The 25,473-nt window shown below is 73.7% G+C and carries 27 protein-coding genes; 6 read left to right on the top strand and 21 right to left on the bottom strand.

The features are described 5' to 3' along the window. Positions 1–2: 2 nt before the first annotated feature. From ACFYXU_RS18980 to hsaA (ACFYXU_RS18950), 7 genes are all read right to left on the bottom strand, one after another. Complete coding sequence (locus ACFYXU_RS18980) at positions 3–1,682, bottom strand: FAD-dependent oxidoreductase (RefSeq protein ID WP_389458724.1); 1,680 nt, start codon at positions 1,680–1,682, stop codon at positions 3–5. Positions 1,683–1,772: 90 nt separating this feature from the next. Further along, a complete protein-coding gene (locus ACFYXU_RS18975) occupies positions 1,773–2,642 on the bottom strand; it encodes a MaoC/PaaZ C-terminal domain-containing protein (RefSeq protein ID WP_389458722.1) in 870 nt (289 codons plus the stop codon). Then, complete coding sequence (locus tag ACFYXU_RS18970; RefSeq protein WP_361391163.1) at positions 2,642–3,130, bottom strand: flavin reductase family protein; 489 nt, start codon at positions 3,128–3,130, stop codon at positions 2,642–2,644. Before ACFYXU_RS18970 ends, ACFYXU_RS18975 begins: the two co-directional genes overlap by 1 nt. Further along, a complete protein-coding gene (locus tag ACFYXU_RS18965; protein WP_389458720.1) occupies positions 3,118–4,011 on the bottom strand; it encodes a VOC family protein in 894 nt (297 codons plus the stop codon). The genes ACFYXU_RS18970 and ACFYXU_RS18965 overlap by 13 nt, the downstream gene beginning before the upstream one ends. A gap of 34 nt (positions 4,012–4,045) precedes the next feature. Continuing rightward, on the bottom strand, positions 4,046–4,915 hold the full coding sequence (gene hsaD, locus ACFYXU_RS18960) for a 4,5:9,10-diseco-3-hydroxy-5,9,17-trioxoandrosta-1(10),2-diene-4-oate hydrolase (protein ID WP_389458717.1): 870 nt from the start codon (positions 4,913–4,915) through the stop codon (positions 4,046–4,048). Between the two features lie 12 nt (positions 4,916–4,927). Then, entirely contained in the window at positions 4,928–6,094 is a 1,167-nt protein-coding gene (gene hsaA / locus ACFYXU_RS18955) for a 3-hydroxy-9,10-secoandrosta-1,3,5(10)-triene-9,17-dione monooxygenase oxygenase subunit (RefSeq protein WP_389406027.1), read from the bottom strand. A 316-nt stretch (positions 6,095–6,410) separates the two neighbouring features. After that, positions 6,411–7,580, bottom strand: coding sequence for a 3-hydroxy-9,10-secoandrosta-1,3,5(10)-triene-9,17-dione monooxygenase oxygenase subunit (gene hsaA, locus ACFYXU_RS18950; protein WP_389458715.1), 1,170 nt, complete (start codon positions 7,578–7,580; stop codon positions 6,411–6,413). Positions 7,581–7,760: 180 nt separating this feature from the next. On the opposite strand from hsaA (ACFYXU_RS18950), the gene ACFYXU_RS18945 reads away from it, so the two are divergent. Continuing rightward, the gene (locus ACFYXU_RS18945) at positions 7,761–8,639 is read left to right on the top strand and encodes an IclR family transcriptional regulator (protein WP_389406028.1); all 879 of its coding nucleotides are present in this window, start codon (positions 7,761–7,763) and stop codon (positions 8,637–8,639) included. On the opposite strand, the gene ACFYXU_RS18940 is transcribed toward ACFYXU_RS18945, so the two are convergent. The 10 genes from ACFYXU_RS18940 to ACFYXU_RS18895 all read right to left on the bottom strand — a co-directional run bounded on the left by ACFYXU_RS18940 (position 8,623) and on the right by ACFYXU_RS18895 (position 17,489). Continuing rightward, positions 8,623–9,069 carry an SRPBCC family protein gene (locus ACFYXU_RS18940; RefSeq protein ID WP_376515481.1) on the bottom strand — a complete coding sequence of 149 codons (447 nt, stop codon included), beginning with the start codon at positions 9,067–9,069 and terminating at the stop codon, positions 8,623–8,625. The two genes, ACFYXU_RS18945 and ACFYXU_RS18940, sit on opposite strands and share 17 nt — an antisense overlap. A 107-nt stretch (positions 9,070–9,176) precedes the next feature. Then, positions 9,177–9,953 carry an SDR family oxidoreductase gene (locus ACFYXU_RS18935; RefSeq protein WP_389458713.1) on the bottom strand — a complete coding sequence of 259 codons (777 nt, stop codon included), beginning with the start codon at positions 9,951–9,953 and terminating at the stop codon, positions 9,177–9,179. A gap of 13 nt (positions 9,954–9,966) precedes the next feature. After that, complete coding sequence (locus ACFYXU_RS18930; protein WP_389458711.1) at positions 9,967–11,013, bottom strand: 2Fe-2S iron-sulfur cluster-binding protein; 1,047 nt, start codon at positions 11,011–11,013, stop codon at positions 9,967–9,969. Next, the gene (locus ACFYXU_RS18925) at positions 11,006–11,263 is read right to left on the bottom strand and encodes a hypothetical protein (RefSeq protein WP_389458709.1); all 258 of its coding nucleotides are present in this window, start codon (positions 11,261–11,263) and stop codon (positions 11,006–11,008) included. The genes ACFYXU_RS18930 and ACFYXU_RS18925 overlap by 8 nt, the downstream gene beginning before the upstream one ends. 1 nt (position 11,264) lies before the next feature. Then, positions 11,265–12,419 carry a Rieske 2Fe-2S domain-containing protein gene (locus ACFYXU_RS18920; RefSeq protein WP_376515473.1) on the bottom strand — a complete coding sequence of 385 codons (1,155 nt, stop codon included), beginning with the start codon at positions 12,417–12,419 and terminating at the stop codon, positions 11,265–11,267. Between the two features lie 30 nt (positions 12,420–12,449). Next, positions 12,450–13,472 (bottom strand): 4-hydroxy-2-oxovalerate aldolase, encoded by a 1,023-nt coding sequence (gene dmpG / locus ACFYXU_RS18915; RefSeq protein ID WP_389458707.1) that lies wholly within the window; start codon positions 13,470–13,472, stop codon positions 12,450–12,452. A 12-nt stretch (positions 13,473–13,484) separates the two neighbouring features. After that, entirely contained in the window at positions 13,485–14,396 is a 912-nt protein-coding gene (locus ACFYXU_RS18910) for an acetaldehyde dehydrogenase (acetylating) (RefSeq protein ID WP_376515468.1), read from the bottom strand. 7 nt (positions 14,397–14,403) lie between these two features. Continuing rightward, positions 14,404–15,186, bottom strand: coding sequence for a 2-keto-4-pentenoate hydratase (locus ACFYXU_RS18905; RefSeq protein WP_389406033.1), 783 nt, complete (start codon positions 15,184–15,186; stop codon positions 14,404–14,406). A 590-nt stretch (positions 15,187–15,776) separates the two neighbouring features. After that, entirely contained in the window at positions 15,777–16,688 is a 912-nt protein-coding gene (locus tag ACFYXU_RS18900) for an SDR family oxidoreductase (protein ID WP_389458705.1), read from the bottom strand. Positions 16,689–16,712: 24 nt separating this feature from the next. Beyond that, positions 16,713–17,489 (bottom strand): SDR family oxidoreductase, encoded by a 777-nt coding sequence (locus ACFYXU_RS18895; RefSeq protein ID WP_329852572.1) that lies wholly within the window; start codon positions 17,487–17,489, stop codon positions 16,713–16,715. 78 nt (positions 17,490–17,567) lie between these two features. Here ACFYXU_RS18895 and ACFYXU_RS18890 point away from each other — a divergent pair, with 78 nt between their 5' ends. The 5 genes from ACFYXU_RS18890 (at position 17,568) to ACFYXU_RS18870 (ending at position 21,711) form a co-directional block, all read left to right on the top strand. After that, a complete protein-coding gene (locus ACFYXU_RS18890) occupies positions 17,568–18,335 on the top strand; it encodes an enoyl-CoA hydratase family protein (protein WP_389406034.1) in 768 nt (255 codons plus the stop codon). Positions 18,336–18,349: 14 nt separating this feature from the next. Further along, positions 18,350–19,198, top strand: a complete 849-nt coding sequence (locus tag ACFYXU_RS18885; RefSeq protein ID WP_389459640.1) for a CoA transferase subunit A — start codon at positions 18,350–18,352, stop codon at positions 19,196–19,198. Next, positions 19,195–19,968: a CoA-transferase subunit beta gene (locus tag ACFYXU_RS18880; RefSeq protein ID WP_389458703.1), complete on the top strand. Its 774-nt coding sequence runs from the start codon at positions 19,195–19,197 to the stop codon at positions 19,966–19,968. Before ACFYXU_RS18885 ends, ACFYXU_RS18880 begins: the two co-directional genes overlap by 4 nt. Next, complete coding sequence (locus ACFYXU_RS18875) at positions 19,965–21,029, top strand: NAD(P)H-dependent flavin oxidoreductase (protein ID WP_389458701.1); 1,065 nt, start codon at positions 19,965–19,967, stop codon at positions 21,027–21,029. The genes ACFYXU_RS18880 and ACFYXU_RS18875 overlap by 4 nt, the downstream gene beginning before the upstream one ends. 136 nt (positions 21,030–21,165) lie before the next feature. After that, entirely contained in the window at positions 21,166–21,711 is a 546-nt protein-coding gene (locus ACFYXU_RS18870) for a VOC family protein (protein WP_389458699.1), read from the top strand. 27 nt (positions 21,712–21,738) lie between these two features. Here ACFYXU_RS18870 and ACFYXU_RS18865 read toward each other — a convergent pair whose 3' ends face one another. From ACFYXU_RS18865 to ACFYXU_RS18850, 4 genes are read right to left on the bottom strand one after another with little or no spacing between them, the layout of a single operon-like run. Next, a complete protein-coding gene (locus tag ACFYXU_RS18865) occupies positions 21,739–22,896 on the bottom strand; it encodes an acetyl-CoA C-acetyltransferase (protein ID WP_383789812.1) in 1,158 nt (385 codons plus the stop codon). Positions 22,897–22,916: 20 nt separating this feature from the next. Then, complete coding sequence (locus tag ACFYXU_RS18860; RefSeq protein ID WP_389458697.1) at positions 22,917–23,522, bottom strand: TetR/AcrR family transcriptional regulator; 606 nt, start codon at positions 23,520–23,522, stop codon at positions 22,917–22,919. Further along, positions 23,519–24,307 (bottom strand): SDR family oxidoreductase, encoded by a 789-nt coding sequence (locus ACFYXU_RS18855; RefSeq protein ID WP_389458694.1) that lies wholly within the window; start codon positions 24,305–24,307, stop codon positions 23,519–23,521. Before ACFYXU_RS18855 ends, ACFYXU_RS18860 begins: the two co-directional genes overlap by 4 nt. After that, positions 24,304–25,470, bottom strand: a complete 1,167-nt coding sequence (locus ACFYXU_RS18850; protein WP_389406039.1) for an acyl-CoA dehydrogenase family protein — start codon at positions 25,468–25,470, stop codon at positions 24,304–24,306. Before ACFYXU_RS18850 ends, ACFYXU_RS18855 begins: the two co-directional genes overlap by 4 nt. Positions 25,471–25,473: the final 3 nt, after the last annotated feature.

Below are 25,473 nucleotides of genomic sequence, written 5' to 3'. Positions count from 1 at the left end.
GTTCACCGCGCCCCGGCGGAGCGCGTGCGGGAGATGTGGTCGGCCGCGAGCCAGCTGAAGGTCATGGCGGGGCCGATGGTCGCGCCGGGGCCGGGGTAGGTCTCGCCCATGACGGCGGAGGAGACGTTGCCGGAGGCGTACAGGCCGTCGATGGCGCTGCCGTCCTCCCGCAGGACGCGGGCCGTGGCGTCGGTGACCAGTCCGCCCTTGGTGCCGATGTCGCCGGGGTGCACGGGGATCGCGTAGTACGGGCCCTTGTCGAGCGGGGCCAGGTTCGGGTTGGGCAGCGTCGGGTCCCCGTAGTAGCGGTCGTAGACGCTCTCGCCGCGGTGGAAGTCCTCGTCGCGGCCGGTGCGGGCGAAGCCGTTGAACCGTTCGACGGTGGCGCGGAGCCGCTCGGGGGCGGCGCCGATGCGGGCGGCCAGCTCCTCGACGGTCGCCGCCCGCTTCACGAAGCCGCTCTCCAGCCAGGCCTTGGGGAAGGACTGGCCCGGGAAGAGGCCCATGAAGAGGTAGCGGGACTTCGCGGTGGCGTCGAGGATCAGCCAGGACGGCACCGTGCCCGCCCCGGGCCGGTCGTGCGCGTACATGGCGTCGACGAACTCGTGGTAGGGCGCCGCCTCGTTGGCGTACCGCTCCCCCGCCTCGTCGACGATGATCATGCCGGGGATGCCCCGGTCGGCGACCAGGAAGAAGGGCCTCCCCTCCGGGGGCACCACCGACGGCGCGCCCCAGACCTTGTCCATCAGGTCGGTCGCGGCGCCGAGGGCGACGGCCGGTTCGAGGGCGTCGCCGGTCTGTCCTTCGGAGGCGGAGCTCCACGCGGTGGAGGTGGGCGCGGGCAGGTACTTCTCGCGGAGCCGCTGGTCGTGGGAGAAGCCGCCGGAGGCGAGGACGACGCCGCCGGCCGCCCGGACGGTCAGCTCCCGCCCGTCCCGGGTGACGCGGACGCCGGTGACCCGGCCGTCCTCCTCGACGAGCCCGGTCAGCGGGGCGGAGAGCCACAGGTCGGCGCCGAGGGCGTCGAGGGAGTGGCGCATGCGGGCGATCAGCGCCTCGCCGAGGGACAGTGGCTCCCGTCCGGAGAGCCGGGCCCGGACCGCCCGGGCGCCCACCGTGACGGCGGTGCGGCGGCCGGCCCAGGTGCGTCCCACCATGTTCAGCTGCCGGAAGTCCTTGGAGGTGATGGTGAGGCCGTACGTGGGGAGCCCGGCGCGCCGCATGGTGGCGCGGTGCTCGGGGCCGAGCGTGCGGAAGTCGAAGACCTGCGGTTCGATCGAGCGGCCCTGCGGGTAGCCGCCGAGCCGCTCGGGGTAGTAGTCGGAGTAGCCCGGCGTGTAGACGAAGCGCACGGCGGTGCGGTCGTGCAGTTCGCGGACCATCCGGGGGCCGTGGGTGAGGTAGGCGTCCTTGCGGGCGGCGGGGACCCGGTCGCCGACGGTGGCGTCCAGGTAGGCGCGGGCCTTCTCGGGGGTGTCGCCGAGCCCGGCCTCGTCGAGGTGGAAGTTGTCCGGGACCCATATCGCGCCGCCGGACAGGGCGGTCGAGCCGCCGTAGACCTCGGTCTTCTCCACGACCAGGGCGGTCAGGCCGCGCAGCCGTGCGGTGAGGGCCGCGGCCATGCCGGCGGCGCCGGAGCCGACGACCACCACGTCGTACGTGTGGTCCCACGTGTCGTTCATCGTGTTCTCCCTGGTCGTGACGGGGCCTGTCCGGCAGGCCCCGGGTGGGTCGACGGCCGGGGCGGACCGTCCTCCGCCCCGGCCGCCGGGTCATCGGGCGGTGATCCGCGCGTCGGTGAGGACCGGCGCGTCACCCCGGTCGGCCGACGTGGCGGTCAGCCGGTGGCCGTCGGGGGTGTCCCAGACGCGCAGCCGCAGGGTCTCGCCGGGGAAGAAGACCCCGGCGAAGCGGGTGCGGCAGGAGGCGACCGCGCTCGCGTCGCCGCCGAGCAGGCGGTCGGTGACCGCCTTGACCGCCATCCCGAAGGAGCAGAGCCCGTGCAGGATCGGCCGGTCGTGGCCCGCCCGGCGGGCGGTGGCCGGGTCGGCGTGCAGCGGGTTCCAGTCCCCGGTGAGCCGGTAGAGCAGGGCCTGCTGACGGAGCGTCGGGATCTCGACCACCAGGTCGGGGGCCCGGTCGGGCGCGGGGAGCCGCTCGGAGGGTCCCCGGTCGCCGCCGAAGCCTCCCTCGCCGTGGACGAAGATCTGGTTGCGCTGGGTGATCAGCGGCTCCTCGTCCTCGCCGAGCAGGGTGGACTCCTGGACGAGGACCGCGGCCCCGCCCTTGTCGTACACGGCCGTGGCGCGGGTGACGGCGGTCGCCCGCGCCGCGGCGGGCAGCGGGCGGTGCACGGTGATCTCCTGGCCGCCGTGCAGCACGTGCGCAAGGTCGATGTCGACGCCCGGCAGGTCGAAGACCTGGAAGCCGACGCCGCCGGTGCCGCCCGCGACCACGCCGAAGGTGGGCAGGACCTGGAGGCCCCGCGCGTGCCCTTCGTAGACGTAGCGCAGTTCGCGCGGATCGGTCTCGGGGGCGCCGGCGCCGAGCGCCAGGTGGTAGAGCCGTACGTCGCGCTCGTCCCAGGCGACCTCCGTGCGGACCGGCGGAGCGGAGGTCGCCTTCTCGGGGTCGAGCGGCATCAGAAGGCTCCCACGGCGTAGCGGCTGCGGAAGAAGAGCAGCGGCCTGCCGTCCTCGCCGGCGTCGAGCGCCACCACCTGGGCGGTCACCAGGTGGTGGTCGCCCGCCTCGTACACGGCGTCGAGCTCGCACTCCACGTGGGCCAGGGCCCCTTCGACGCGTACGGTGCCGTGTTCGCCGGTGCTCCAGGGCACCCCGGCGAACTTGTCGGGGCCGCTGCGGCCCAGCGCGGCGCAGGTGGCCTGCTGGTCCTCGGCGAGGATGTTGACGCAGAAGCGGCCGGCCCGTTCGATCCTCGGCCAGCTGCTGGAGTGCTTGCCGACGGCCAGCATGACCAGCGGAGGGTCGAGGGAGAGCGAGGCGAAGGACTGGCAGGCGAAGCCGACGGGCTCCGCGGTGTCGGCGTCGAGCGTCGCGACGACGGTGATGCCGCTGGCGAAGCGTCCGAGGACGTCCCGGAACTCGGCGGGCGGGATCAGCCGTTCCACTGGTGGCCCCAGAAGCTGTCGGCGGTGATCTCCTTCGCGACCCAGGTGGCGGGGTCGACGACGAGTCCGTCCCAGCCGTACTCGACCTGGAAGCCGCCGGGGGCCTGGGCGTAGAAGGAGACCATGCGGTCGTTGGTGTGGCGGCCGAGGCTGGAGGCGATGGGGATGCCCGCCGCGTGCATGCGGTCGAGGCCGCGGCCCACGTCGTCGAGGGTCTCCAGCTCGACCATGAAGTGCACGATGCCGGGCGGCAGGGAGCCCGGGTAGAGGCCGAGGCTGTGGTGGCGGCGGTTGGGGCTGAGGAAGTGCATCCAGTGGAAGTCCCGCTGCTCGGTGGCGGTCGGGACGGCCTGCGGGGGCAGCTTCATGGAGTCGCGCAGCTGGAAGCCGAGCAGGTTCTCGTAGAAGTCGAGGGCGGCCTCGATGTCCGGCACCGGGAGGACGACGTGCCCGAGGCCGAGGTCGCCGGTGACGAAGCGGTTGCCGTACGGGGTGCCGAGCGCGCTGTGGTCCTGGGCCTGGCCCCAGTAGATCTCCAGCGGGTTGCCGCCCGGGTCCGTGACGTGGATCAGGCCCTGGACGCGGCGCTCGGCGAGCACGGCGGGGTCGGCGGCCTTGACGGCGACGCCGGCCTCCTCCAGCTCCTCGGTGACGCGGGCCAGGGCGGCGGCGTTCGCCACCTCCCAGCCGGCGGCGAGGAGCCGGTCGCTCTCGCCGGCCTGGACGACGAGGCGGTAGGCGCGGTCGTCCAGACGGAGGCAGAGGGTGTCCTCGGTGGTGCCGGTCGCCTCCACCATGCCGAGGACGTCGAGCGCGTAGCGGCGCCACTCGTCCAGGGTGGTGGTCTCCAGGCGGAGGTAGCCGAGAGCACGGATGTCCATGGTGTGCACCTCTTCGGTGGAAGGTTCAGGACGTTCAGTGGGAGAAGAAGTCGACGGCGAGGCGGTTGAACTCGTCCGCCTGCTCGGTCTGGGCCCAGTGGCCGCAGTGCGGGAAGACGTGCAGCCGCGCGTCGGGGATGGTCTTGAGGGCGACCAGGGCGCCGTCGAGGGGATTGACGCGGTCCTCGCGGCCCCAGGTGAGCAGCACCGGCTGGGTGATGCGGTGGGCCTCGCGCCAGAGCATCGTGGCCTCGGCCCAGGCGGGGTTCGCGAAGGAGGCGCCCATCCGGGCGCTGCCGAGCCGGGTGTCGGGGTCGGTGGCCGAGGCGAAGCGTTCCTCGACGAGCGCGTCGGAGACGATCGACTGGTCGTACGCCATGACGCCGAGGAAGCCGCGCATCTGCTCCCTGGTGGGCGCCGGCGAGGCGTTGAACTCGAAGAGCCGCTTGATGCCCTCGGTCGGGTCGGGCGCGAAGAGGTTGACGGAGACCCCGCCGGGTCCCATCAGGAGGAGCTTGCCGGCCTTGTCCGGGTGGTTCAGCGCGATGCGGACGGCCGTGCCGCCGCCGAGCGAGTTGCCGATGAAGTGGGCGCGCTCGATGCCCAGTTCGTCCATCAGGGCGGCGACCGCACGGGCGCTGAAGCTGAAGTAGTCCCGGTCGAGCTCCGGCTTGTCCGAGCGGCCGAAGCAGGGCTGGTCGACGAGGATCGTGCGGAACTGCTCCGCGAAGACGGGGAGGTTGCGGCCGAAGTTGCTCCAGCCGGAGGCTCCGGGGCCGCCGCCGTGGAGCATGATCACGACGGGGGCGTCGTCCTGGCCGGCGGGAGCGGCCTCGTGGTAGTGGAGGGTCAGCCCGGCCGCCTCGACGGTGCGGGAGGTCGACTCGTGGGTGAGCTCTGCCATCGTCAACGCCTCTCAGGCCATGGTGTCTTGGATGTCGATGCCGAGCGCGGCCTGGCCGTACATGACCAGGGCCCGCTCGGGGTCGTTGGCGGCGTGCCCCCGGCCGGTGTGGGCGTCGCGCCAGGCGCGCTGGACGAGGCCCGGGCCGGTGCGCATGGCGTTGCCGCCGGAGTTCTCCATGAGCAGGTCGACCGCGGCGACGGAGCGTTCCGTGGCGAGGACCTGGTCGCGGCGGGTGCGGGTGCGCAGCTCCATCGGGATCTCGTCGCCGCGCTCGGCGAGGGCGTACATCTCGCCCATGTTGCGGCTCAGTTGCAGCCAGCTCGCGTCGATGTCGCTCGCGGCGCGGGCGATCCGGACCTGCGCGAAGGGGTCCTCGGCGACCTTCTGCCCGTACGAGACGCGGATCCGCTCCCGGGTGGCCTCGGCGTACGACGCGAAGGCGCCCTCGGCGATGCCGACGATCGGGGTCGAGATGGTGGTGGTGAACACCCCCGCGTAGGGCAGCCGGTAGACCGGCTCGGGGTTGATCTCGTGGCCGGGCACCTGGAGGGAGGTGACGGGACCGAAGCTCAGGGCGCGGTGCTCGGGGACGAAGACGTCCTCGACGACGACGTCGTTGCTGCCGGTGCCGCGCAGGCCGACCGTGTCCCACACGTCGTCGACGCGGTACTCGGACCGGGGGACGAGGAAGGTGCGCATGTCGACGGGGTTGCCCTCGCCGTCGGTGATGATGCAGCCGAGGAGCGCCCACCGGGCGTGGTCGCAGCCGGAGGAGAAGTGCCACCGGCCGGAGAGCCGGAAGCCGCCGTCGACGGCGGTGGCCTTGCCGGTGGGGGCGTACGAGGAGGCGATGCGGGTCTTGGGGTCCTCGCCCCAGACCTCCTGCTGGGCGCGGGGGTCGAACAGGGCGACGTGCCAGGGGTGGACGCCGACCACGGAGGCGACCCAGCCGGTCGAGCCGCACGCCTTGGCGATCTCCTTGACCGCCGTGTAGAAGAGCACCGGGTCGGCGGCGCGGCCGCCGAAGGCCCTGGGCTGGAGCAGCTGGAAGAAGCCGGTGTCCTCCAGCTCCTTGACGGAGGTGTCGGGCACGCGGCGCAGCGTCTCGGCCTCGGCCGCGCGGTCGCGCAGGGCGGGGGCGAGGTCACGGATCGCTGCCAGGACGTCATCGGCCATGGGGCATCCCCTTTCGGGTCGTGGTGGGGGAATGCCAGGACCGTACGGCGTGCGGTACGGCGGCGAAATGCGCTGCTCCCACTGAGCGGGAACCCCCGCCGGGCGGCTCCGCCGGGGGTCGCGAGGGGGGCGGGACGCCGGGAGCGGGAGCGGGGCGCCTGGGGCGGGAGAGGCGGGCCTGTACGTCGGTGCCGGGCCTGTGCGCCGGGGGCGGGGCGGTCCTGCGTCGGGCGGGGCCGGGGCCGCGCCGGTGTGCCGGGGGCCGCGCGGGGGCGGGTTGCCCGCGGGGCGGAGCAGTGGCGGTCGGCCCGGCCGGTCAGAGCATCGGGTCGTGGACGTCCATGCCGAGGGCGTCCTGGGCGTAGAGGACCAGGGCCCGTTCCACGTCGTTGGCGGCCTGGCCCCGGCCGGTGTGCAGGTCGCGCCAGGCCCGCTGGAGGACGTCGTCGCCGACGCGCAGCGGGCCCCGGCCCGCGTTCTCCATGAGCAGGTCCACGGCGGTGATGGCCCGTTCGGTGGCGAGCGCCTGGTCCCGGCGGGCGCGGGCGCGCAGTTCCTTCGGGATCTCGGCGCCGTCGCGGGCGGCCGCGTAGAGGTCGGCCGTGGTGCGGGCCAGCTGGAGCCGGGCCGCGTCGATCTCGCCGGCGGCGCGGGCGACGCGTACCTGCGCGAAGGGGTCCTCGGCGGCCGGGCGGCCCGGGGCGGTCCGCAGGCGGGCGCGGGCCGAGCCGAGCTGGTCCTCGTGGGCGCCCTCGGCGATGCCGACCATCGCCGTCGAGATGGCGGTCGTGAAGAGGGCCGCGTAGGGCAGCCGGTAGAGCGGCTCGGGGTTGGTCTCCTGGCCGGGGCAGCGCAGCTGGGTCACCGGGCCGTAGCCGAGCGTCCGGTGGGCGGGGACGAAGGCGTCCTCGACGACGATGTCGTTGCCGCCGCTGCCGCGCAGCCCGACGGTGTCCCACACGTCGTCGACGCGGTACGCGGACCGGGGGACCAGGAAGGTGCGCATGTCCACCGGGCGGCCGTCCACGTCGTCGACGACTCCGCCGAGCAGCGCCCACCGGGCGTGGTCGCAGCCCGCGGAGAAGTGCCAGCGGCCGGAGAGCCGGTAGCCGCCGTCGACGACGGCGACCTCCCCGGTGGGCGCGTGGGAGGAGCAGATCAGGGTGGAGCCGTCCGCGCCCCAGACCTCCTCCTGGGCCCGTGGGTCGAGCTGGGCCACGTACCAGGGGTGGACGCCGAGGACGGAGGCGGCCCAGCCGGTCGAGCCGCACGCCTTGGCGATCTCGTGCACGGCGGCGTAGAAGACGGCCGGGTCGGCGGCGAACCCGCCGTACGCCCGGGGCTGGAGCAGCCGGAAGAAGCCGGCGTCCGCCAGCTCCTCGACGGAGGCGTCGGGGAGGCGGCACAGCGCCTCCGCGTGGGGCGCGCGGGCGCGCAGGACGGGGGCGAGGGCGCGGACCGCCGTGAGGACGTCCTCGTCGCGCATGGGTGCCCCTCCCGGAATCCGGTCTCGTCCTGCCGTGACGACAGGGAACCTACGCTTTACTGATCCGAGACGGAACTCCCTCTTCACAGCGCTGTCATCCTCTGGCAATCTCCACGCAATACCGGAGATTACGGGCCCAGCCAGGGACGGTCGGCTGTGCTGTCCGTGTGGGAGGTGCCGATGACGACCACCGCTGTCGAGGCTGTCGAGGCCGGGATGCCGCCGCTGTCCCTGTTGGAGAAGGCGGCGAAGGTGCTGAGCGCCTTCGAGAGCGCGGGGCCGAGACTCACCCTGACCGAGGTCGTGCAGCGCTCGGGCATCCGCAGGTCCTCCGCGCACCGGATCCTCGATCAGCTGGTGCAGCTGCGCTGGCTGGAGCGCGAGGGCCGTGACTACCGGCTGGGCATGGGCATGCTGGAGCTCGGTGCCATGGCCTCGCACCACAACCGGCTCCGCAGGGCCGCGCTGCCCCATCTGCACGCGCTGCACGAGTCCACCGGCCACCTGGTGCACCTCACCGTGCTCGACGGGTCCGAGGTGGTCTACCTGGAGCGGATCGGCGGCTCGGACGACTCCGTGGTGCCCTCGCGCATGGGCGGGCGCCAGCCGGCGTACTGCACGGCCTCGGGCAAGGCGATCCTGGCGTTCGGCGACGGCGCGCCGGTGGAGCGGGTGATCCGGGACGGGCTGCGGCCGCGCACCCCGCGGACCCTCACCCGGCCCGAGTCCTTCCGCCGCGAGCTGGCGGTGACGCGGGAGCGCGGTGTGGCCTTCGACCACGAGGAGGGGTACCGCGGGGTCTTCTGCGTGGCCGCTCCGCTGCGCGGTTCGGGCCGGGCGATCGCGGCGATCTCGGTGAGCGGCCACGGCGTCCACCGGGAGATGGAGCGGCTCGCCCCGGCCGTGCGCGGCTGCGCGCGGTCGGTGTGGCAGTCGATGTTCGGTCCGGGACGGCAGCCGGAGAAGCGGGACCCGGCCGGTCAGGGGTCCCCCGAGCCCCTGCCGCAGCCGTCCATGGACAACATGATGGCCTGGCTGCGGTTCAGCGACTGGATGTGAAGCGCGTCCGCAGGGCGGCCAGGCCGGTGCCGTAGGTGCCGTCCCCGAAGACCGCCTCCACCCGGGCGGCGACGTCGTCCGTGCTCCGGTAGGCGGCCGTCCAGCGGACCTCGGCGCCGTCGGGGTGCGGACGCACCTCCAGGGTCGCCACGTAGGCGTCGACCGGGAGCGGGACGGGGTCGAGGAGGGTGTAGCGGTACGAGCGTCCGGCCGGGTCGCGGTCGAGCAGCCGCTCGCGGGCGACGGGCACGCCGTCGACGGCGAAGACCCGGACGGCGCCGGGCGCGTCGGGGGCCGCGCCGTCCTCCAGGCCGCACGGCGGCAGATGGGGGTGCCAGTCGGCGAGGGCCCCGAAGTCGCCGACGACCGCCCACACGGCGTCGGGAGTGGCCGGGAGGACGGCGGAGCGTTCGAGCGTACGGGGATTCACGGGCGTCTCCTCGTGAGGGTGCGGACAAGGGGGGTACGGGCGCGGGGTGGGGATGTGCCGTCAGGGGCACCCGCGTGGGTGCCCCTGACGTTGCGGTCCCGGTGGGCTCACCAGACCTGGTCGCCCCTCAGGACCGCGTCGGCGCCCCCGTCCACGAAGACCACCTGCCCGGTGACGAGGGCGTTCTCGGGCGAGGCGAGCCAGGCGATCAGCGGGGCGATCTGTTCGGGGCGGGCGTGGCCGTGCAGGGGCATGGGCACGCTCCGCTCGACGAGCCCCCGCATCTCGGGGTCGTCGAGCAGCGGCCGGGTCAGGGGCGTGACGACCACGCCCGGGGCCACGGCGTTGAGCGGGACGCCCGCGCCGGCCCAGGCGCCGGAGGGGGCGGCGCGGCGGACCCAGCGGGAGATCGCCGCCTTGGACGAGGAGTAGAGGAGGTGTCCCTCACCGCGTTCGACGGCGGCGCGGGACGCGGCCACGGCCGCCTCCTCGTCCCCGGCCAGCGCGGCGTCCACGATCGCGGGGTCGGTCGGATGGACGGAGTCGACCGACCCGACGACCACGGCCCGCGGGTCGGTGCCGGCCGTGAGGAGCGGGAGCAGACCGTCGAGCGTGGCCACGGCCCCGAAGTGGTTGACCTTGACCGTGAGCGGGTCGAAGTGGGCGACGCCCGCGCAGGAGACGACGGCGTCGAGCCGGCCTCCGGTCAGTTCGCGCGCTCGGTCGACGAGTTCGGCCCGGCCCTCGGGCGTGGACAGGTCGGCGTGGATGTCGGCGTCGGCGAGGTCCGCGCCGATGACGGTGTGGCCCCGCTCGCGCAGGAGCGCGGCGGTGGCCCGGCCGATGCCGGAGGCCGCTCCGGTGACCAGACTGGTTCGGGACATGGCGGGTTCCTCGTCAGGAGTAGGTGATCTCGACCCGGTCGGTGAGCGGCAGGGCCTGGCAGGCGAGGACGTACCCCTCGGCGATGTCCTGGTCGTCCAGGACGTCGTTGCGGAGCATCTTCACCTCGCCCGCCACGACCCGGCAGGTGCAGGCGCTACAGGCGCCCTCCCGGCAGGAGTACGGGGCGTCCACGCCGGCGGCCAGGAGCACGTCCAGCAGGGGTGCCGTCGCGGGCCAGGCGACGGTGCGGGTCTCGCCGTCGAGCTCGACCTCGGCCGAGGCGCCGCCCTCCGCCGCCGTGTCCGCCGGCACGGCGGGGGCGTCGAAGACGTCCGCGCCGAGGGAGAAGAAGCGTTCCCGGTGGATGCGGTCGCCGGGCGCGCCGAGCGTGCGCAGGGCCTGCTCGACGGCGTCCATGAGCGGCTGTGGTCCGCACACGAAGGCCTCGCGGCCGGCGTACGGGGCGAGCGCGGCGGCCAGCCGGTCCACGGAGGGCAGGCCCTGGAGCGACTCCAGCCAGTGGAGCACCAGCAGCCGGTGCGGGTGGTCCTGGGAGAGGGCCCGCAGTTCGTCGCGGAAGACGACCGAGGACTCGTCGCGGTTGGCGTACAGCAGCACCAGCCTGCCCCGGCCCTCGGCCAGCGCCGACTTGGCGATCGACAGGACGGGGGTGATGCCGCTCCCCCCGGCGACGAGCAGCAGGTCGCCGTCGAGGGAGTCGGGGGTGAAGGTGCCGGCCGGGGGCAGCACCTCCAGTTCGTCGCCCGCCGCGAGCCGGTCGCAGACCCAGTTGGAGCCGTACCCGCCGGCGACGCGCTTGACGGTGATCTTCAGGGGCTCGCCGGTGTGCGGCGAGCTGGCGAGGGAGTAGCAGCGGGCGGCCGGTCTCCCGTCCGCCCCGGGCAGCCTCAGGGTGAGGAACTGCCCGGGGCGGTACGTGAAGCGGTCGGCGCTCTCCGGCGGTGCCTGGAGCACCAGGGAGTGCGCGTCGGCCGTCTCGGCGATGACCTCGACGACGCGCAGCCGGTGGGTGCGGGCCCCGGTGCCGGGCTCAGACATCGAGGGCCTCCGGGGTCCCGGACTCCAGGGTGCTCACCGTCAGGCCCCCGTCCTCGACGGCGCGGGCGATGCTCGCCCGCAGGGACCCGCAGGTCCGCATCCGGGCGGTGGTCCCGCCCGGCCCCACCCGGTCGCGGAACTCCGCGCAGGCGACGGCCGCGTCGGCCGTCCACTGCACGGAGGTGTGGGCGACGCTGTACTTCTCGCACAGGACCTGGTTGCCGCAGGCCGCGCACTCCACCGCTCGCATGTCAGGCTCCGGCTTCCGTCTCCGCCGCGCGGCGCGCGAGGTTCTCCTCGACCTCGGCGCGCCAGGCCGTGTTGGCGCGCTCGGTGTCGATCTCGAACTCGAAGCGGCGGGTCATCTCGTCCTTGACGTCGGCGACGTCGACGTAGAACTGCTCGTACCAGCGGCGCAGCTGGTAGACCGGGCCGTCCTCCTCGGTGAGCAGGGGGTTGTCGATCCGGGTCTTGTTCCGCCAGATCTCCACGTCCTGCTCGAAGCCCACGGCGGCGCCCTCCGCGGCGAGCCGCGCGGCCTCGGCGGCCTGTTCCTCCGTCATCCCCGGCAGCCGCCGGACGATGGCCCCGTACTGGAGCAGGAAGCTGTTCGCGTCGATCGGGTAGTGGCAGTTGATCAGGACGATCTCCATCTCCACGCCGCCGCCGACGTCGCTGTAGAGCTGGTCGATCATGTAGGAGGGGCCGAAGTAGGAGGCGTCGGAGCGCAGGCGGCCGGAGCTGAGGGTGCCCAGTTCCATGTCCGGGCGGGGGCTGCTCTCCATGTACTGCGTGGCGACGTGGCCGTCGAAGACGTTCTTGAAGTACTCGGGGAACCCGTAGTGGACGTAGTAGAAGTGCGCCATGTCCACGACGTTGTCCACGATCTCGCGGCAGTGGGAGCCCTCGACACGGAGGGTCTTCCAGGTCCAGTCGCTCCACTCGGCCGCGTCCGGGCCGTGGACGCCCGCGATCTCGGGGACGGTGACCCCGGGGGGCGGCGGGTTGCCCTCGGGGTCGTGCCAGACGAAGAGCTGCCCGTTCCGCTCCAGGGAGACCCAGGCACGGGTCCTGGCGCGGGGCGGGACCCGGCGGGCGTACGGGATGCCGGCGCAGCGGCCGTCGCCCGACCAGCGCCAGTCGTGGAACGGACAGGCGACGGCGTCGCCCTTGACGGTGCCCTGGGCGAGGTTTCCGCCCATGTGGGGGCAGTAGGCGTTCAGGACGTGCAGCTGTCCGTCGTCCTGGCCCCGGAAGACCACCAGCTTGGTGCCGAAGGCCTCGATCTCGTGCGGGGTGCCGTCCTCGAAGGTCTCGGCGAGGCCGAGGCAGTGCCAGCCCCGGGCGAACCGCGTCGGCGGCGTGCCCGCGTCGATGACCCGGACCTCGTCGTTGAGAGCAGTCATCTCGTCCCTCCTGATTTCTGTCGTGTCGGTTCAGCGCTGTGCGGCGAGTTCGACGGCGATGTCGATGAGCTGGTCCTCCTGGCCTCCGACCAGGCGGCGTTCGCCCGCGCGCAGGAGGATCTCGGCGCCGGAGACGCCGTAGCGCTCGGCCTGCCGGTAGGCGTGCTTGAGGAAGCTGGAGTAGACGCCGGCGTGGCCCATCAGCAGGGCGAGCCGGTCGAGCCGGCACTCGTCGTCCATGACCGGGCGGACCGCGTCCTCGGCCGCGTCGATGATCTTCAGTACGTCGATGCCGGTGCGGATGCCCATCTTGGCGCAGACGGCGACCAGCGCCTCGACGGCGGTGTTGCCCGCGCCCGCGCCGAGGCGGCGGGTGGAGCCGTCGATCTGGAGGGCTCCGGCCTTGATCGCGGCGATGGAGTTGCCGGTGCCGAGGGCCAGGTTCTCGTGGCCGTGGAAGCCGACCTGGGCGTCGTCGCCGAGCTCGGCGACGAGAGCCTGGACACGGTCGGTGACGTCGTCCATGACCATGGCGCCGGCCGAGTCGACCACGTACACGCACTGGCAGCCGGCGTCGGCCATGATCCGGCCCTGCCGGGCCAGCTTCTCGGGGGTGGTGGAGTGGGCCATCATCAGGAACCCGACGGTCTCCAGGCCCCTTTCCCGGGCGAGTCCGAAGTGCTGGTCGGCGATGTCGGCCTCGGTGCAGTGGGTGGCGATGCGGCAGATGCCCGCGCCGTTGCCGTGGGCGGCGCGGATGTCGTCCTTGACGCCGAGCCCGGGGAGCATCAGGAAGGCGATCGTGGCCTGTCGGGCCGTGTCGACCGCGGTCTTGATGAGGTCCTGTTCGGGCGTCCTGGAGAAGCCGTAGTTGAACGAGGATCCGCCGAGTCCGTCGCCGTGCGTCACCTCGATCACCGGGACGCCGGCGTCGTCGAGGGCGGCCACGACGGACCGCACGTCCTCGATGGTGAACTGGTGGCGCTTGGCGTGCGAGCCGTCGCGCAGCGAGGAGTCGGTGACGCGGATGTCGAGGGTGTCCGAGTAGGGCATGCGGTGTGCTCCTTACGCGCCCGGGGCGAGGATCGCCCGGGCGAACTCCTCGCCGACCTTGGTGGCGGCGGCGGTCATGATGTCGAGGTTTCCGGCGTAGGGCGGCAGGTAGTCGCCCGCGCCCTCCACCTCCAGGAAGATCGCCACGCGGGCCATTCCGCCGTTCTCGGGGCTCGGGTCGTCGAACTGCGGCTCCGCGCGCAGCCGGTAGCCGGGCACGTAGGTGGCGACCTGCTCGGCGATCTCCTTGACGGAGAGGGCGACGGCGGCCCGGTCGGCGTCCTCGGGGACGGCGCAGAAGACGGTGTCCCGCATCATCACGGGCGGCTCGGCCGGGTTGAGGATGATGATGGCCTTGCCCCGCTCGGCGCCGCCGATGGTCTCGATGCCGCGCGAGGTGGTGCGGGTGAACTCGTCGATGTTCGCGCGGGTTCCGGGTCCGGCCGAGACGGACGCCACCGAGGCGACGATCTCCGCGTAGGCCACGGGGACGACACGGGAGACCGCGTACACCATGGGGATGGTGGCCTGCCCGCCGCAGGTGATCATGTTGACGTTGGGCCGGTCCAGGTGCTCGCGGAGGTTGGCGGGCGGGACGACGGCGGGGCCGACGGCCGCCGGTGTCAGGTCGACGGCCTTGATGCCGAGCTCGGCGTAGCGGGGGGCGTTGGCCCGGTGGACGGAGGCGCTGGTGGCCTCGAAGACGATGTCGGGCCGCTCGTCCTGGGCGAGGAGCCAGTCGACGCCCTCGGGGCTGGCCTCCAGGCCGGCCCGGGCGGCGCGGGCGAGGCCCTCGCTGTCGGGGTCGACGCCGATCATCCAGCGGGGTTCGACGTGTTCGGAGCGCAGCAGCTTGTAGAGCAGGTCGGTGCCGATGTTGCCGGATCCGACGATGGCGGCGGTCGCCTTGGTCTTGATGGTCATGATCACCTCAGATGAACGAGAGCGAGACGGAGCCGAGGCCGTCGAACCCGGCGGTGAAGGTCGAACCGGCGGCCACGTCGACGGCCCGGGTGCACGAACCCGGCAGCACCACGTGCCCCTTCCGCAGCGGCACGCCGAAGCGGGCGACGGTCCGGGCGAGCCAGGCGACGGAGCGGGCCGGGTCGCCGAGCACGGCGTCGCTGCGGCCCTCGGCGAGGAGTGCGCCGCCGCTGCTGAGCCGGGCGTCGATGGCCTTCAGGTCGAGCTCGCGGGGGTCCCGGCCCTCACCGATGACGTATCCGGCGGAGGAGGCGTTGTCCGCGATGGTGTCGGCGATGGTGATCCGCCAGTCGCGGATCCTGCTGTCGATCAGCTCCAGCGCGGGTACGACGCGTTCGGTGGCCGCGAGGACGTCCTCGGGGGTGCAGCCCTCGCCGGGCAGGTCGGCGCCGAGGACGAAGCCGACCTCCACCTCGACGCGCGGCCGGCAGAAGCGGGCGGCGACGACGGGGACGTCGGGGCGCAGCTCCATGTCGTGGAGGAGATGGCCGTAGTCCGGTTCGTCCACGCCCATCATCCGCTGCATGACCGGGGAGGACAGGCCGACCTTGTGACCGCGCACCTCCGCGCCGGCCGCGAGGCGGTGCCGGATGTTGAGGAGCTGGATCTCGTACGCGTCCTCGGTGTCGATGCCGGGGAAGGACTCGGTCAGCGGGTCGATCGGCGTGACGGCGTGTTCGGCGGAGCGGAGCAGCTCGGCCGCCTCGAGCCTCTGGCGGTCCGTGAGCATGGCGGGTCCCTCCTGCGGGCGGTTGGGGCTGTGCGGCGAGGCTAGGACGGGGCGGGGGGCGGGAGGGAGCGCGCGTTCCCGGTGAGCGGGAAACCTTGCCGGGGGCTGCGGGTCGGGGGCGGGCCCACCGACTGGGGCCGGGCCGTCGTGAGCGGCGCGGTCGGCGGTTTGGACCCGCGCCCCGCCGTTGTGGGCGGCGCCCCCGCCGGGCCCCGTTGTGGGCATGCGTTCCGCCGGGGCGGAACGGGTGGGCACAACGGACGGCGCCCTTGCCGGCGCCAGAGGCTCCCGCGCCCCGACCCGCACCACCGGTGACGGCACCCGGGCGGCGCGGGCCCAGGCACAGGACGCGGAGGCGCCGCTTGAGGGCGCCGTCCCGTGTGCCCACCCGTCCCGCCCAGCGGGACGATTGCCCACACGGCGGGCGGGGCACCGTCCCGCCTGGGCGCGGGCCCCGTGCGGCTCGGGCGCGCGTGGCAGAGCCCGTACGGGCAGGGGCCAAGGGCCCGCACGGGTCCGGGCGGAGCCGTACGGGCCGGGCGCCAAGGCCCGTACGGGTAGCGGGTGGAGGCCCCGTGACGCGCCCCGGGTCAGCGCGTGCCGTACACCGGGTGCGGGGGCTCCGAGGTCGCCAGGAGTTTCAGGGTCGTCTCGCCCGCTTCCCTCGGGGTCCAGCGGCCCCCCTTGTCGGCCGTCGGGCCCGGTCGCCAGCCCTCCATGACCGTGATCCGGCCCGCCTCGGTCTCGAAGACCCGGCCGGTGACGCCGGCCGAGGCCGCGGAGCCCAGCCAGACCACGAGGGGCGAGACGTTCTCCGGGGCCATCGCGTCGAAGGCGGCCCCCGTGGGCGCGGCCATGGTCTCGGCGAACGTCTGCTCGGTCATCCGGGTGCGGGCCGCGGGGGCGATGGCGTTGACCTGGACCCCGTACCGGCCCATCTCGGCGGAGGCGACGAGCGTGAGGCCGACGATCCCGGCCTTGGCGGCGGCGTAGTTGCCCTGGCCGACGCTGCCGAGGAGGCCCGCGCCGGAGCTGGTGTTGATCACGCGGGCGACGGGCTCGCGCCCCGCCCTGGCCTCCGCTCGCCAGTGCGCGGCGGCGTGCTTGAGCGGCAGGAAGTGGCCCTTGAGGTGGACGCGCATGACGGCGTCCCAGTCGTCCTCCCCGAGGTTGACGAGCATGCGGTCGCGCAGGAAGCCGGCGTTGTTGACGAGGGTGTCGAGCCGTCCGAAGGCGTCGAGGGCGGTGGCGACGAGCGAGGCCGCGCCGTCGGTGGTGGCGATGTCGCCGCCGTGGGCGACCGCCTCGCCGCCCGCCGCCGTGATCTCGTCGACGACCTGCTGGGCGGGGCCCGCGCCGCCCCCGGTGCCGTCGAGGCCGACGCCGAGGTCATTGACGACGACCTTGGCGCCCTCGGCGGCGAAGGCGAGCGCGTGCGCGCGGCCGAGGCCGCGCCCGGCGCCGGTGACGATGACGACGCGTCCGTTGCACAGTCCGGTCATGGTGGGTGCCTTTCGGTGAGGGGTTCAGTGATTGACGGTGGCCGCGTCCAGGAAGGCGGGGCGTTCCCCGCCTCCGTGCACGAGCAGGCTGGCGCCGCTGATGTAGGCGGCCCGTCCGGAGGCCAGGAAGACGCAGGCGTCGCCGATGTCCCCGGGCTCGGCGAGCCGGCCGAGCGGCACGGTGCGGCCGACGGAGGCGACGCCGTCCTCGTCCCCGTAGTGCAGGTGGGAGAGTTCGGTGCGGACCATGCCGGGGACGAGCGTGTTGACCCGCACCAGCGGCGCCCATTCGACCGCCATGGACCGGGCGAGGTTGTCCAGGCCGGCCTTGGCGGCCCCGTAGGCCGCGCTGCCGGGTGAGGGGCGGGTGCCGCTGACGCTGCCGATCATGATGACGGACCCTCCCCGGGGCTGGTGCCGCATCACCTCGTACGCGGCGAGGGAGGCGGTCAGGGGGGCCACGAGGTTCAGTTCGAGGACCCGGGCCTGCTGCTCGGCCGATCCCTCGCCGAGCATCCGGAAGGGCGTACCGCCCGCGTTGTTGACCAGGACGTCCAGCCGTCCGTGGTCCTCGCGGACCCGTGCGAAGAATCCGGCGACGGCGGCCGGGTCGCGCAGGTCGACGGGGAGGAAGCGGGCCGTGCGCCCGCCGGCCTCGACGGGCTCGTCCGGGGCACGCCGCGCGCAGGTCACGACCTCCGCTCCGGCGTCGAGCAGGGACCGGGCGATCCCGGCGCCGACGCCCCGCGTGCCGCCGGTGACGACGGCGACGGATCCCGTCAGATCGATGGTGACTGGCAAGGGACACCTCCCGCAGCGTGCGAACCGCTGCTATCTTCCACCTAACAAACGTTTGGTGGAAAGGTAGCTGATCTGCTCATGGGTGTCTCCACCTCCGCCCCGGACAAGGGCATCGCCGTCGTCACCGTCGACTTCCCACCGGTCAACGCCCTCCCCGTACAGGGCTGGTACGACCTCGCCGCCGCGGTCCGCGCCGCCGGCGCCGATCCCGGGGTGCGCTGCGTCGTGCTCGCCGCGGAGGGCCGCGGCTTCAACGCCGGCGTCGACATCAAGGAGATCCAGCGCACCACGGGGCACGACGCCCTGCTGGGCGCCAACCGCGGCTGCTTCGAGGCCTTCGCCGCCGTCTACGACTGCGAGGTGCCGGTGATCGCCGCGGTGCACGGCTTCTGCCTCGGCGGCGGCATCGGGCTCGTCGGCAACGCCGACGCGATCGTCGCCTCCGAGGACGCCACCTTCGGCCTGCCCGAGCTCGACCGGGGAGCCCTCGGCGCGGCCACGCACCTGGCCCGGCTCGTCCCGCAGCAGCTGATGCGGACCCTCTACTACACCTCGCGCACCGTCACCGCCGAGGAACTGCACCGGCACGGCTCGGTCTGGCGGGTCGTCCCGCGCGAGCGGCTGCGCGACGCGGCGCTCGCACTCGCGCGGGAGATCGCCGCGAAGGACGGACAGCTGATCCGGCTCGCCAAGGCCGCGATCAACGGCATCGACCCGGTGGACGTCCACCGCAGCTACCGCTTCGAACAGGGCTTCACCTTCGAGGCCAACCTCAGCGGTGTCGCCGACCGGGTCCGCGACACCTTCGGCACGCACCCCGAGGACGAGAAGGAGCAGCAGTCGTGAGCAGGGACAAGACGATGACCGCCGAGGAGGTCGTGGGCCGCCTCCGGAGCGGGATGACGATCGGCATCGGCGGCTGGGGATCACGGCGCAAGCCGATGGCCCTGGTCCGGGCGCTGCTGCGCTCGGACCTCACCGACCTGACCGTCGTCTCGTACGGCGGACCCGACGTCGGGCTCCTCGCCGCGGCCGGGAAGATCCGCAAGCTGGTCGCGGCCTTCGCCACGCTCGACTCCGTCCCGCTGGAGCCGCACTTCGGCGCGGCCCGGCAGCGCGGCGAGTTCGAACTGGTCGAGCTGGACGAGGCGATGGTCATGTGGGGCCTGACCGCCGCCGTGCACCGGCTGCCGTTCATGCCGATCCGCGCCGGGCTCGCCTCGGACGTGATGACCGTCAACCCCTCGCTGCGGACGATCACCTCCCCGTACGAGGACCGGGAGGAGCTCGTCGCCGTCCCCGCGCTGCGCCTGGACGCCGCGCTCGTCCACGTCAACCGCGCCGACGCGCACGGCAACGGCCAGTACCTGGGCCCCGACCCGTACTTCGACGACCTCTTCTGCGAGGCCGCCGACACCGCGTACGTCTCCTGCGAGCGGATCGTGGAGACCCAGGAGCTGCTCAAGGACGCGGGGCCGCAGTCGCTGCTGCTCAAGCGGGCCTTCGTCGACGGGGTCGTCGAGACCCCGAACGGCGCGCACTTCACCTCCTGCGCCCCCGACCACGACCGGGACGAGGCCTTCCAGCGCGCCTACGTCACGGCGGCCCGGGACCCGGAGGGCTGGCGGGAGTTCACCGCCCGGTTCCTGTCCGGGGACGAGGACGCCTACCAGGCCGCCGTCGCGGCGTTCCACGAGGAGGAAGCATGAGCGGCACCGGCACGTCCACGACGGCCACCCGCGCCGAGTACTGCGTCGTCGCCTGCGCCGAGGCGTGGCGGGACGCCGGCGAGGTCCTCGCCAGCCCGATGGGCACCGTGCCGACGATCGGCGCCCGGCTCGCGAAGCTCACCTTCGCCCCCGAGCTGCTGCTGACCGACGGGGAGGCCCTGCTCATCGCCGACGTCCCGGCGGTCGGCGCGGCGCCCCGGGTGGTGGAGGGCTGGCTGCCCTACCGGCAGCACCTGGCCATGGTCACCACCGGCCGCCGGCACGTGATGATGGGCGCGAGCCAGATCGACCGGTACGGCAACCAGAACATCAGCTGCATCGGGGACTGGGCGCGCCCGAGGCGCCAGCTCCTGGGCGTGCGCGGCGCACCGGTCAACACCCTGAACAACCCGACCAGTTACTGGGTGCCGAAGCACTCGACGCGGGTCTTCGTCGAGCGGGTCGACATGGTCTGCGGCGTCGGCCACGACCGGGCCGCCGCGGCCGGCCCCTCCGCGACCCGGTACCACCGGATCCCGGACGTCATCAGCGACCTGGGCGTCTTCGACTTCGAGACCCCGGACCGCACCCTGCGGCTCCGCTCGCTGCACCCCGGCGTCACCGTCGACCAGGTCCGGGAGGCCACCGGCTTCGCGCTGACCGTCCCCGACGAGGTGCCGTACACCCGCGAGCCCACGGCCGGGGAACTGCGGCTGATCCGCGAGGAGATCGACCCGAAGGGGCTGCGCGACCGGGAGGTCCCCTCGTGAGCGACGCCGTCATCGCCACCCGGCTCACCGAACTCGTCGGGGTGCGCCACCCCGTCGTGCAGACCGGCATGGGCTGGGTCGCGGGCCCCCGCCTGGTCTCGGCCACCGCCGAGGCCGGGGCGCTCGGCATCCTGGCCTCGGCGACGATGACCGTCGACCAGCTCCGGTCGGCCGTACGCGAGGTGAAGTCCCGTACCGACGCGCCCTTCGGCGTGAACCTGCGCGCCGACGCCGGGGACGCGGCCGAGCGGGCCCGGATCATCATCGACGAGGGCGTGCGGGTCGCCTCCTTCGCGCTCGCCCCGTCCCGCGAGCTGATCGCCCGGCTCAAGGACGCGGGGGTCGTCGTCATCCCCTCCATCGGGGCCAGACGGCACGCCGAGAAGGTCGCGGCCTGGGGCGCCGACGCGGTGATCGTGCAGGGCGGGGAGGGCGGCGGCCACACCGGCAGTGTCGCCACCACCGTCCTGCTCCCCCAGGTCGTGGACGCCGTGGACATCCCGGTCGTCGCGGCGGGCGGCTTCCACGACGGGCGCGGCCTGGTCGCGGCCCTCGCCTACGGCGCGGCCGGCGTCGCCATGGGCACGCGCTTCCTGCTCACCTCCGACAGCACGGTCCCCGACGCGGTGAAGGCCCGCTACCTCGACGCGGCGGTCACCGACATCACGGTCACCACCAAGGTGGACGGGCTGCCGCACCGGATGCTCCGCACCGAGCTGGTCGACGCGCTGGAGCGGTCGGGCCGGGCCGCCTCGCTGCTGCGGGCGGTCCGGCACGCGGCGGCCTTCCGGCGCGAGTCCGGCATGAGCTGGCCGCAGATGGTCCGCGACGGCCTGGCGATGAAGCACGGCAAGGACCTGACGTGGAGCCAGATCCTGCTCGCCGCGAACACGCCGATGCTGCTCAAGGCGTCCATGGTCGAGGGCCGCACCGACCTCGGCGTGATGGCCTCCGGGCAGGTCGCCGGACTGATCGACGACCTGCCCTCCTGCGCCGAGCTCGTCGACCGGCTGATGCGGGAGGCCCACGCCACGCTCCGGGCGCTGACCGCCTGGGACTGACCGCGCCCCCGCCGGGGGCCGACCGCGGCACGCACAGGTCCGCCGGGGTGCTTTCACCCCGGCGGACCTGAGTCGCTCCACCCGAACCGAACCGAACCGAACCGCACCGCACCACACCTGACCGAACGGAACCGCCATGCCCATCCAGCGGCTGAACCACGCCGTCCTCTTCGTCTCCGACCTGGAGCGGAGTCTCGCCTTCTACCGTGACGTCCTGGAGTTCCGGCCGCTGCCGCAGGCGTTCCCCGGGGCGGCCTTCCTCCAGGCGGCGGGCTCCGCGAACGACCACGACCTCGGGCTGTTCCGGTCCCCCGGGGGCGGCGCCGGGTCCGCCACGGGGCGGGTGGGCCTCTACCACCTGGCCTGGGAGGTGGACACCCTCGCCGAACTACGGCGGACGCGGACGCGGCTGGCGGAGGCGGGAGCCCTGACGGGGGCGAGCGACCACGCCTCCACGAAGGCCCTGTACGCCCGGGACCCGGACGGCATCGAGTTCGAGGTGTGCTGGCTGGTGCCCGACCACGCGGTGGCCGGGGAGCTGACGACGATGACCTCTCCCACGCTCCCTCTGGACATCGAGGCGGAGATCGAGGTGTACGGCGCGGAGACCCCGGGAGGCCCCCGCACCGATCACACGGTCTGGCAGCGGGTCTTCGGCGGCGGCGTCACGGACGCCGGATGACCGCTCCGGCGCGCGGCCCGTGGGGCGTCACAGCCGCTCGATGATCGTCACGTTCGCCTGACCACCGCCCTCGCACATCGTCTGGAGGCCGTACCGGCCGCCGGTGCGCTCCAGTTCGTGGAGGAGGGTGGTGGTCAGCTTGGTTCCGGTGGCGCCGAGCGGGTGGCCCAGCGCGATGGCGCCGCCGTTGACGTTGACCTTCTCCGGGTCGGCTCCGGTCTCCTTGAGCCAGGCCAGGACGACCGAGGCGAAGGCCTCGTTGATCTCCACCAGGTCGATCTCGTCGAGCGTCATCCCGGCCTTCTTCAGGGCGTACGCCGTCGCCGGTATCGGGGCGGACAGCATGCGGATCGGGTCCTCGCCCCGCACCGACAGGTGGTGGACGCGGGCGCGGGGCGTCAGACCGTGCTCGCGTACGGCGCGCTCCGAGGCGATCAGCATCGCCGAGGCCCCGTCGGAGACCTGCGAGGAGACCGCGGCGGTCAGCCGGCCGCCCTCGACCAGCGCCTTCAGACCGGCCATCTTCTCCAGGGTGGTGTCCCGGCGCGGGCCCTCGTCGGTGGTGACGTCGCCGTAGGGGACGATCTCGCGCGCGAAGCGGCCCTCGTCGATCGCGCGGGCGGCCCGCTGGTGCGAGCGGAGGGCGAACTCCTCCATGTCGCGGCGGGAGATGTCCCACTTGGCGGCGATCAGTTCGGCGCCGTGGAACTGGTTGACGGGCTGGTCGCCGTAGCGGGCGCGCCAGCCCTCCGAGCCGAGGTACGGGCCGTCGGTGAGGCCGAGCGGGTCGGCGGCCTGACGGCTGGCGAAGGCGATCGGGATCATCGACATGTTCTGCACGCCGCCCGCGACGACCAGGTCCTGGGTGCCGGACAGGACGCCCTGCGCGGCGAAGTGCAGGGCCTGCTGCGAGGAGCCGCACTGCCGGTCCACGGTGGTGCCGGGGACCTCCTCGGGCAGTCCGGCGGCCAGCCAGCTGGTGCGGGCGATGTCGCCGGCCTGCGGGCCGACGGTGTCCAGGCAGCCGAAGACGACGTCCTCCACGGCGGCCGGGTCGGCGCCCGAGCGTTCCATCAGCGCCTTCAGGACGTGTGCTCCGAGATCAGCCGGGTGGACGGCGGACAGTCCGCCGTTCCGCCGCCCGACCGGGGTGCGTACCGCTTCGACGATGTAGGCCTCGGCCATGGTCACTCCTTGTTCGTACGTCATTCGTCCGTCCGATGTCCGTCACGGAGGGCGACGCCCTCCAGCACCATGGACAGGTACTGGCGGGCGATCTCCTCCGGGCTGTGCTGTCCGCCCGGCCGGTACCAGGACGCGGCGACCCAGACGGTGTCGCGCACGAAGCGGTAGGTGAGCCGGACGTCGAGGTCGGCGCGGAAGACCCCGGCGGCCACGCCGCGCTCCAGGGTCCTGAGCCAGGCCTCCTCGAACCTCCGCTGCGAGCCCGCGAGATAGCCGAAGCGCGGCTGCTCCCGCAGGTGCCGGGACTCCTTCTGGTAGATGGCGACGGCGGCGCGGTGCCGGTCGATCTCCCGGAACGACTCGGTGACGAGGGCCTCCAGGGTCTCCCGGGGGCCGAGCAGCGCGGCGAGCACGGCGTCGTACCGGGCCCACAGCCCGTCCAGGAAGGCGCGGAGGATCTCGTCGAGCATCGACTCCTTGGAGTCGAAGTGGTAGTAGAGGCTGCCCGCGAGCAGGCCGGCGGCGTCGGCGATGCGGCGGACGGTGGTGGCGTCGTACCCCTGGGCGGCGAAGACCTCGGCCGCCGTGTCCAGGATCTCGCGGCGCCGCTCCGGCGCCGGTCTCACGGGTGCTGGCTGCTGACGGAGAGGACCTCGCCCGTCAGGTACGAGGAGTAGCCGCTGGCCAGGAAGACGATGACGTTGGCCACCTCCCACGGCTCCGCGTGGCGTCCGAAGGCCTCGCGGGAGGTGAGTTCCTCCAGGAGTTCGGGGGTGGTGACCTTCACGAGGTGCGGGTGCATCGCCAGGCTCGGCGAGACGGCGTTGACCCGTACGCCGTAGGCCGCGGCCTCCAGGGCGGCGCAGCGGGTGAGGGCCATCACTCCGGCCTTGGCGGCGGCGTAGTGCGCCTGTCCCCGCTGGGCCCGCCAGCCGACGACCGAGGCGTTGTTGACGACGACGCCGCCGGCGCCCTCGGCCTTCATGCGGCGCAGGGCGGCGCGGGTGCAGCGGAAGGTGCCGTTGAGGGTGACGTCGAGGACCTTGTCCCACTGGGCGTCGGTCATGTCGACCAGGTCGGCGGTGCCGCCGAGGCCGGCGTTGTTGACGACGATGTCGAGCCGCCCGTGGCGGTCGACGGCGAGGTCGAACAGGGCGGCGACCTGGGTCTCGTCCGTGACGTCGCAGGGCAGGGCGGCGACGCGGTCGGGGCCGAACTCGGCGGCGAGTTCGGCCTCGGACTCCTTCAGCCGGCGGGCGTGGGCGTCGGAGAGGACCACGCGGGCGCCTTCCTCCAGGAGCCGTCGGGCGGTCGCTCCTCCGATGCCGGCGCCGGCGGCGGCGGTGACGACGGCGGTGCGGCCGGCGAGCAGACCGTGGCCCGGCAGGTAGGGGGGTGGGGCGCCGGTCATGGGCGGACCTCCTTGGGCAGGCCGAGGACGCGCTCGGCGATGATGTTCCGCTGGATCTCGTTGGAGCCGGCGTAGATGGTGTCGGAGCGGGAGAAGAGGTAGAGCCGCTGCCAGTCGGTCAGGTCGTACGGCGCGCCGTCGGCCAGCATGCCCGCGGCGCCGCAGACGTCCATGGCGAGTTCGCCCAGCTCCCGGTGCCAGGTGGCCCAGAAGATCTTCCCGATGGAGGCCTCGGGGCCGGGGGCTCCGGCGGCGGCGCCGTCGAGCATCCGCAGGGCGTTGAAGCGGATGGTCTCCAGGCCGATCCAGGCGCGGGCGATGCGGTCGCGGACGAGCGGGTCGGCGGCGGCGCCGTTGCGCCGGGCCAGCTCGACGACGGCCTCCAGTTCGCGGCGGAAGCCGACCTGCTGGCCGAGGGTGGACACGCCCCGCTCGAAGCCGAGGGTGGCCATGGCCACCCGCCAGCCGTCGCCGGGGGCGCCGACGACGTGGGAGGCGTGTGTGCGGGCGCCGTCGAAGAAGACCTCGTTGAACTCCGAGGTCCCGGTGAGCTGGACGATGGGTCGGATCTCGACGCCGGGCTGGTCCAGGGGGACGAGCAGGTAGGACAGGCCGTGGTGGCGGGTCGATCCCGGCTCGGTGCGGGCGACGACGAAGCACCAGTCTGCCTCGTGGGCGAGTGAGGTCCACACCTTCTGGCCGGTGACGACCCAGTCGTCGCCGTCGCGCTCGGCGCGGGTGCGGACGTTCGCCAGGTCGGAGCCGGCGTCCGGCTCCGAGTAGCCCTGGCACCACTGCTCCGTGACGGTGACGATCCCCGGCAGGAAGCGGGCGCGCTGCTCGGGGGTGCCGAAGGCGATGAGGGTGGGTCCCAGGAGCTGTTCGCCGATGTGGCTGACGCGGGCGGGGGCGTCGGCGAGGGCGTACTCCTCGTGGAAGGCGACCTGCTGTTCGAGGGTCGCGCCCCGTCCGCCGTACTCCTCGGGCCAGCCGACGCAGGTCCATCCCGCGGTGGCCATGTGTCGTTCCCAGGCGAGGCGTTCGGCGTGCGCCTCGTGTTCCCGTCCGGGGCCGCCGCGGCCGCGCAGGGCGGCGAACTCGCCCGTGAGGTTGGCGCTCAGCCAGCCGCGGACCTCTCTGCGGAACTCCTCGACGTTGCTCATGGC

Origin of the sequence: Streptomyces sp. NPDC002232 (assembly GCF_042890295.1) — a bacterium.
In the GTDB taxonomy this organism is placed as follows: Bacteria; Actinomycetota; Actinomycetes; order Streptomycetales; family Streptomycetaceae; genus Streptomyces.
This window is presented reverse-complemented; position numbering and strand designations above follow the sequence as displayed.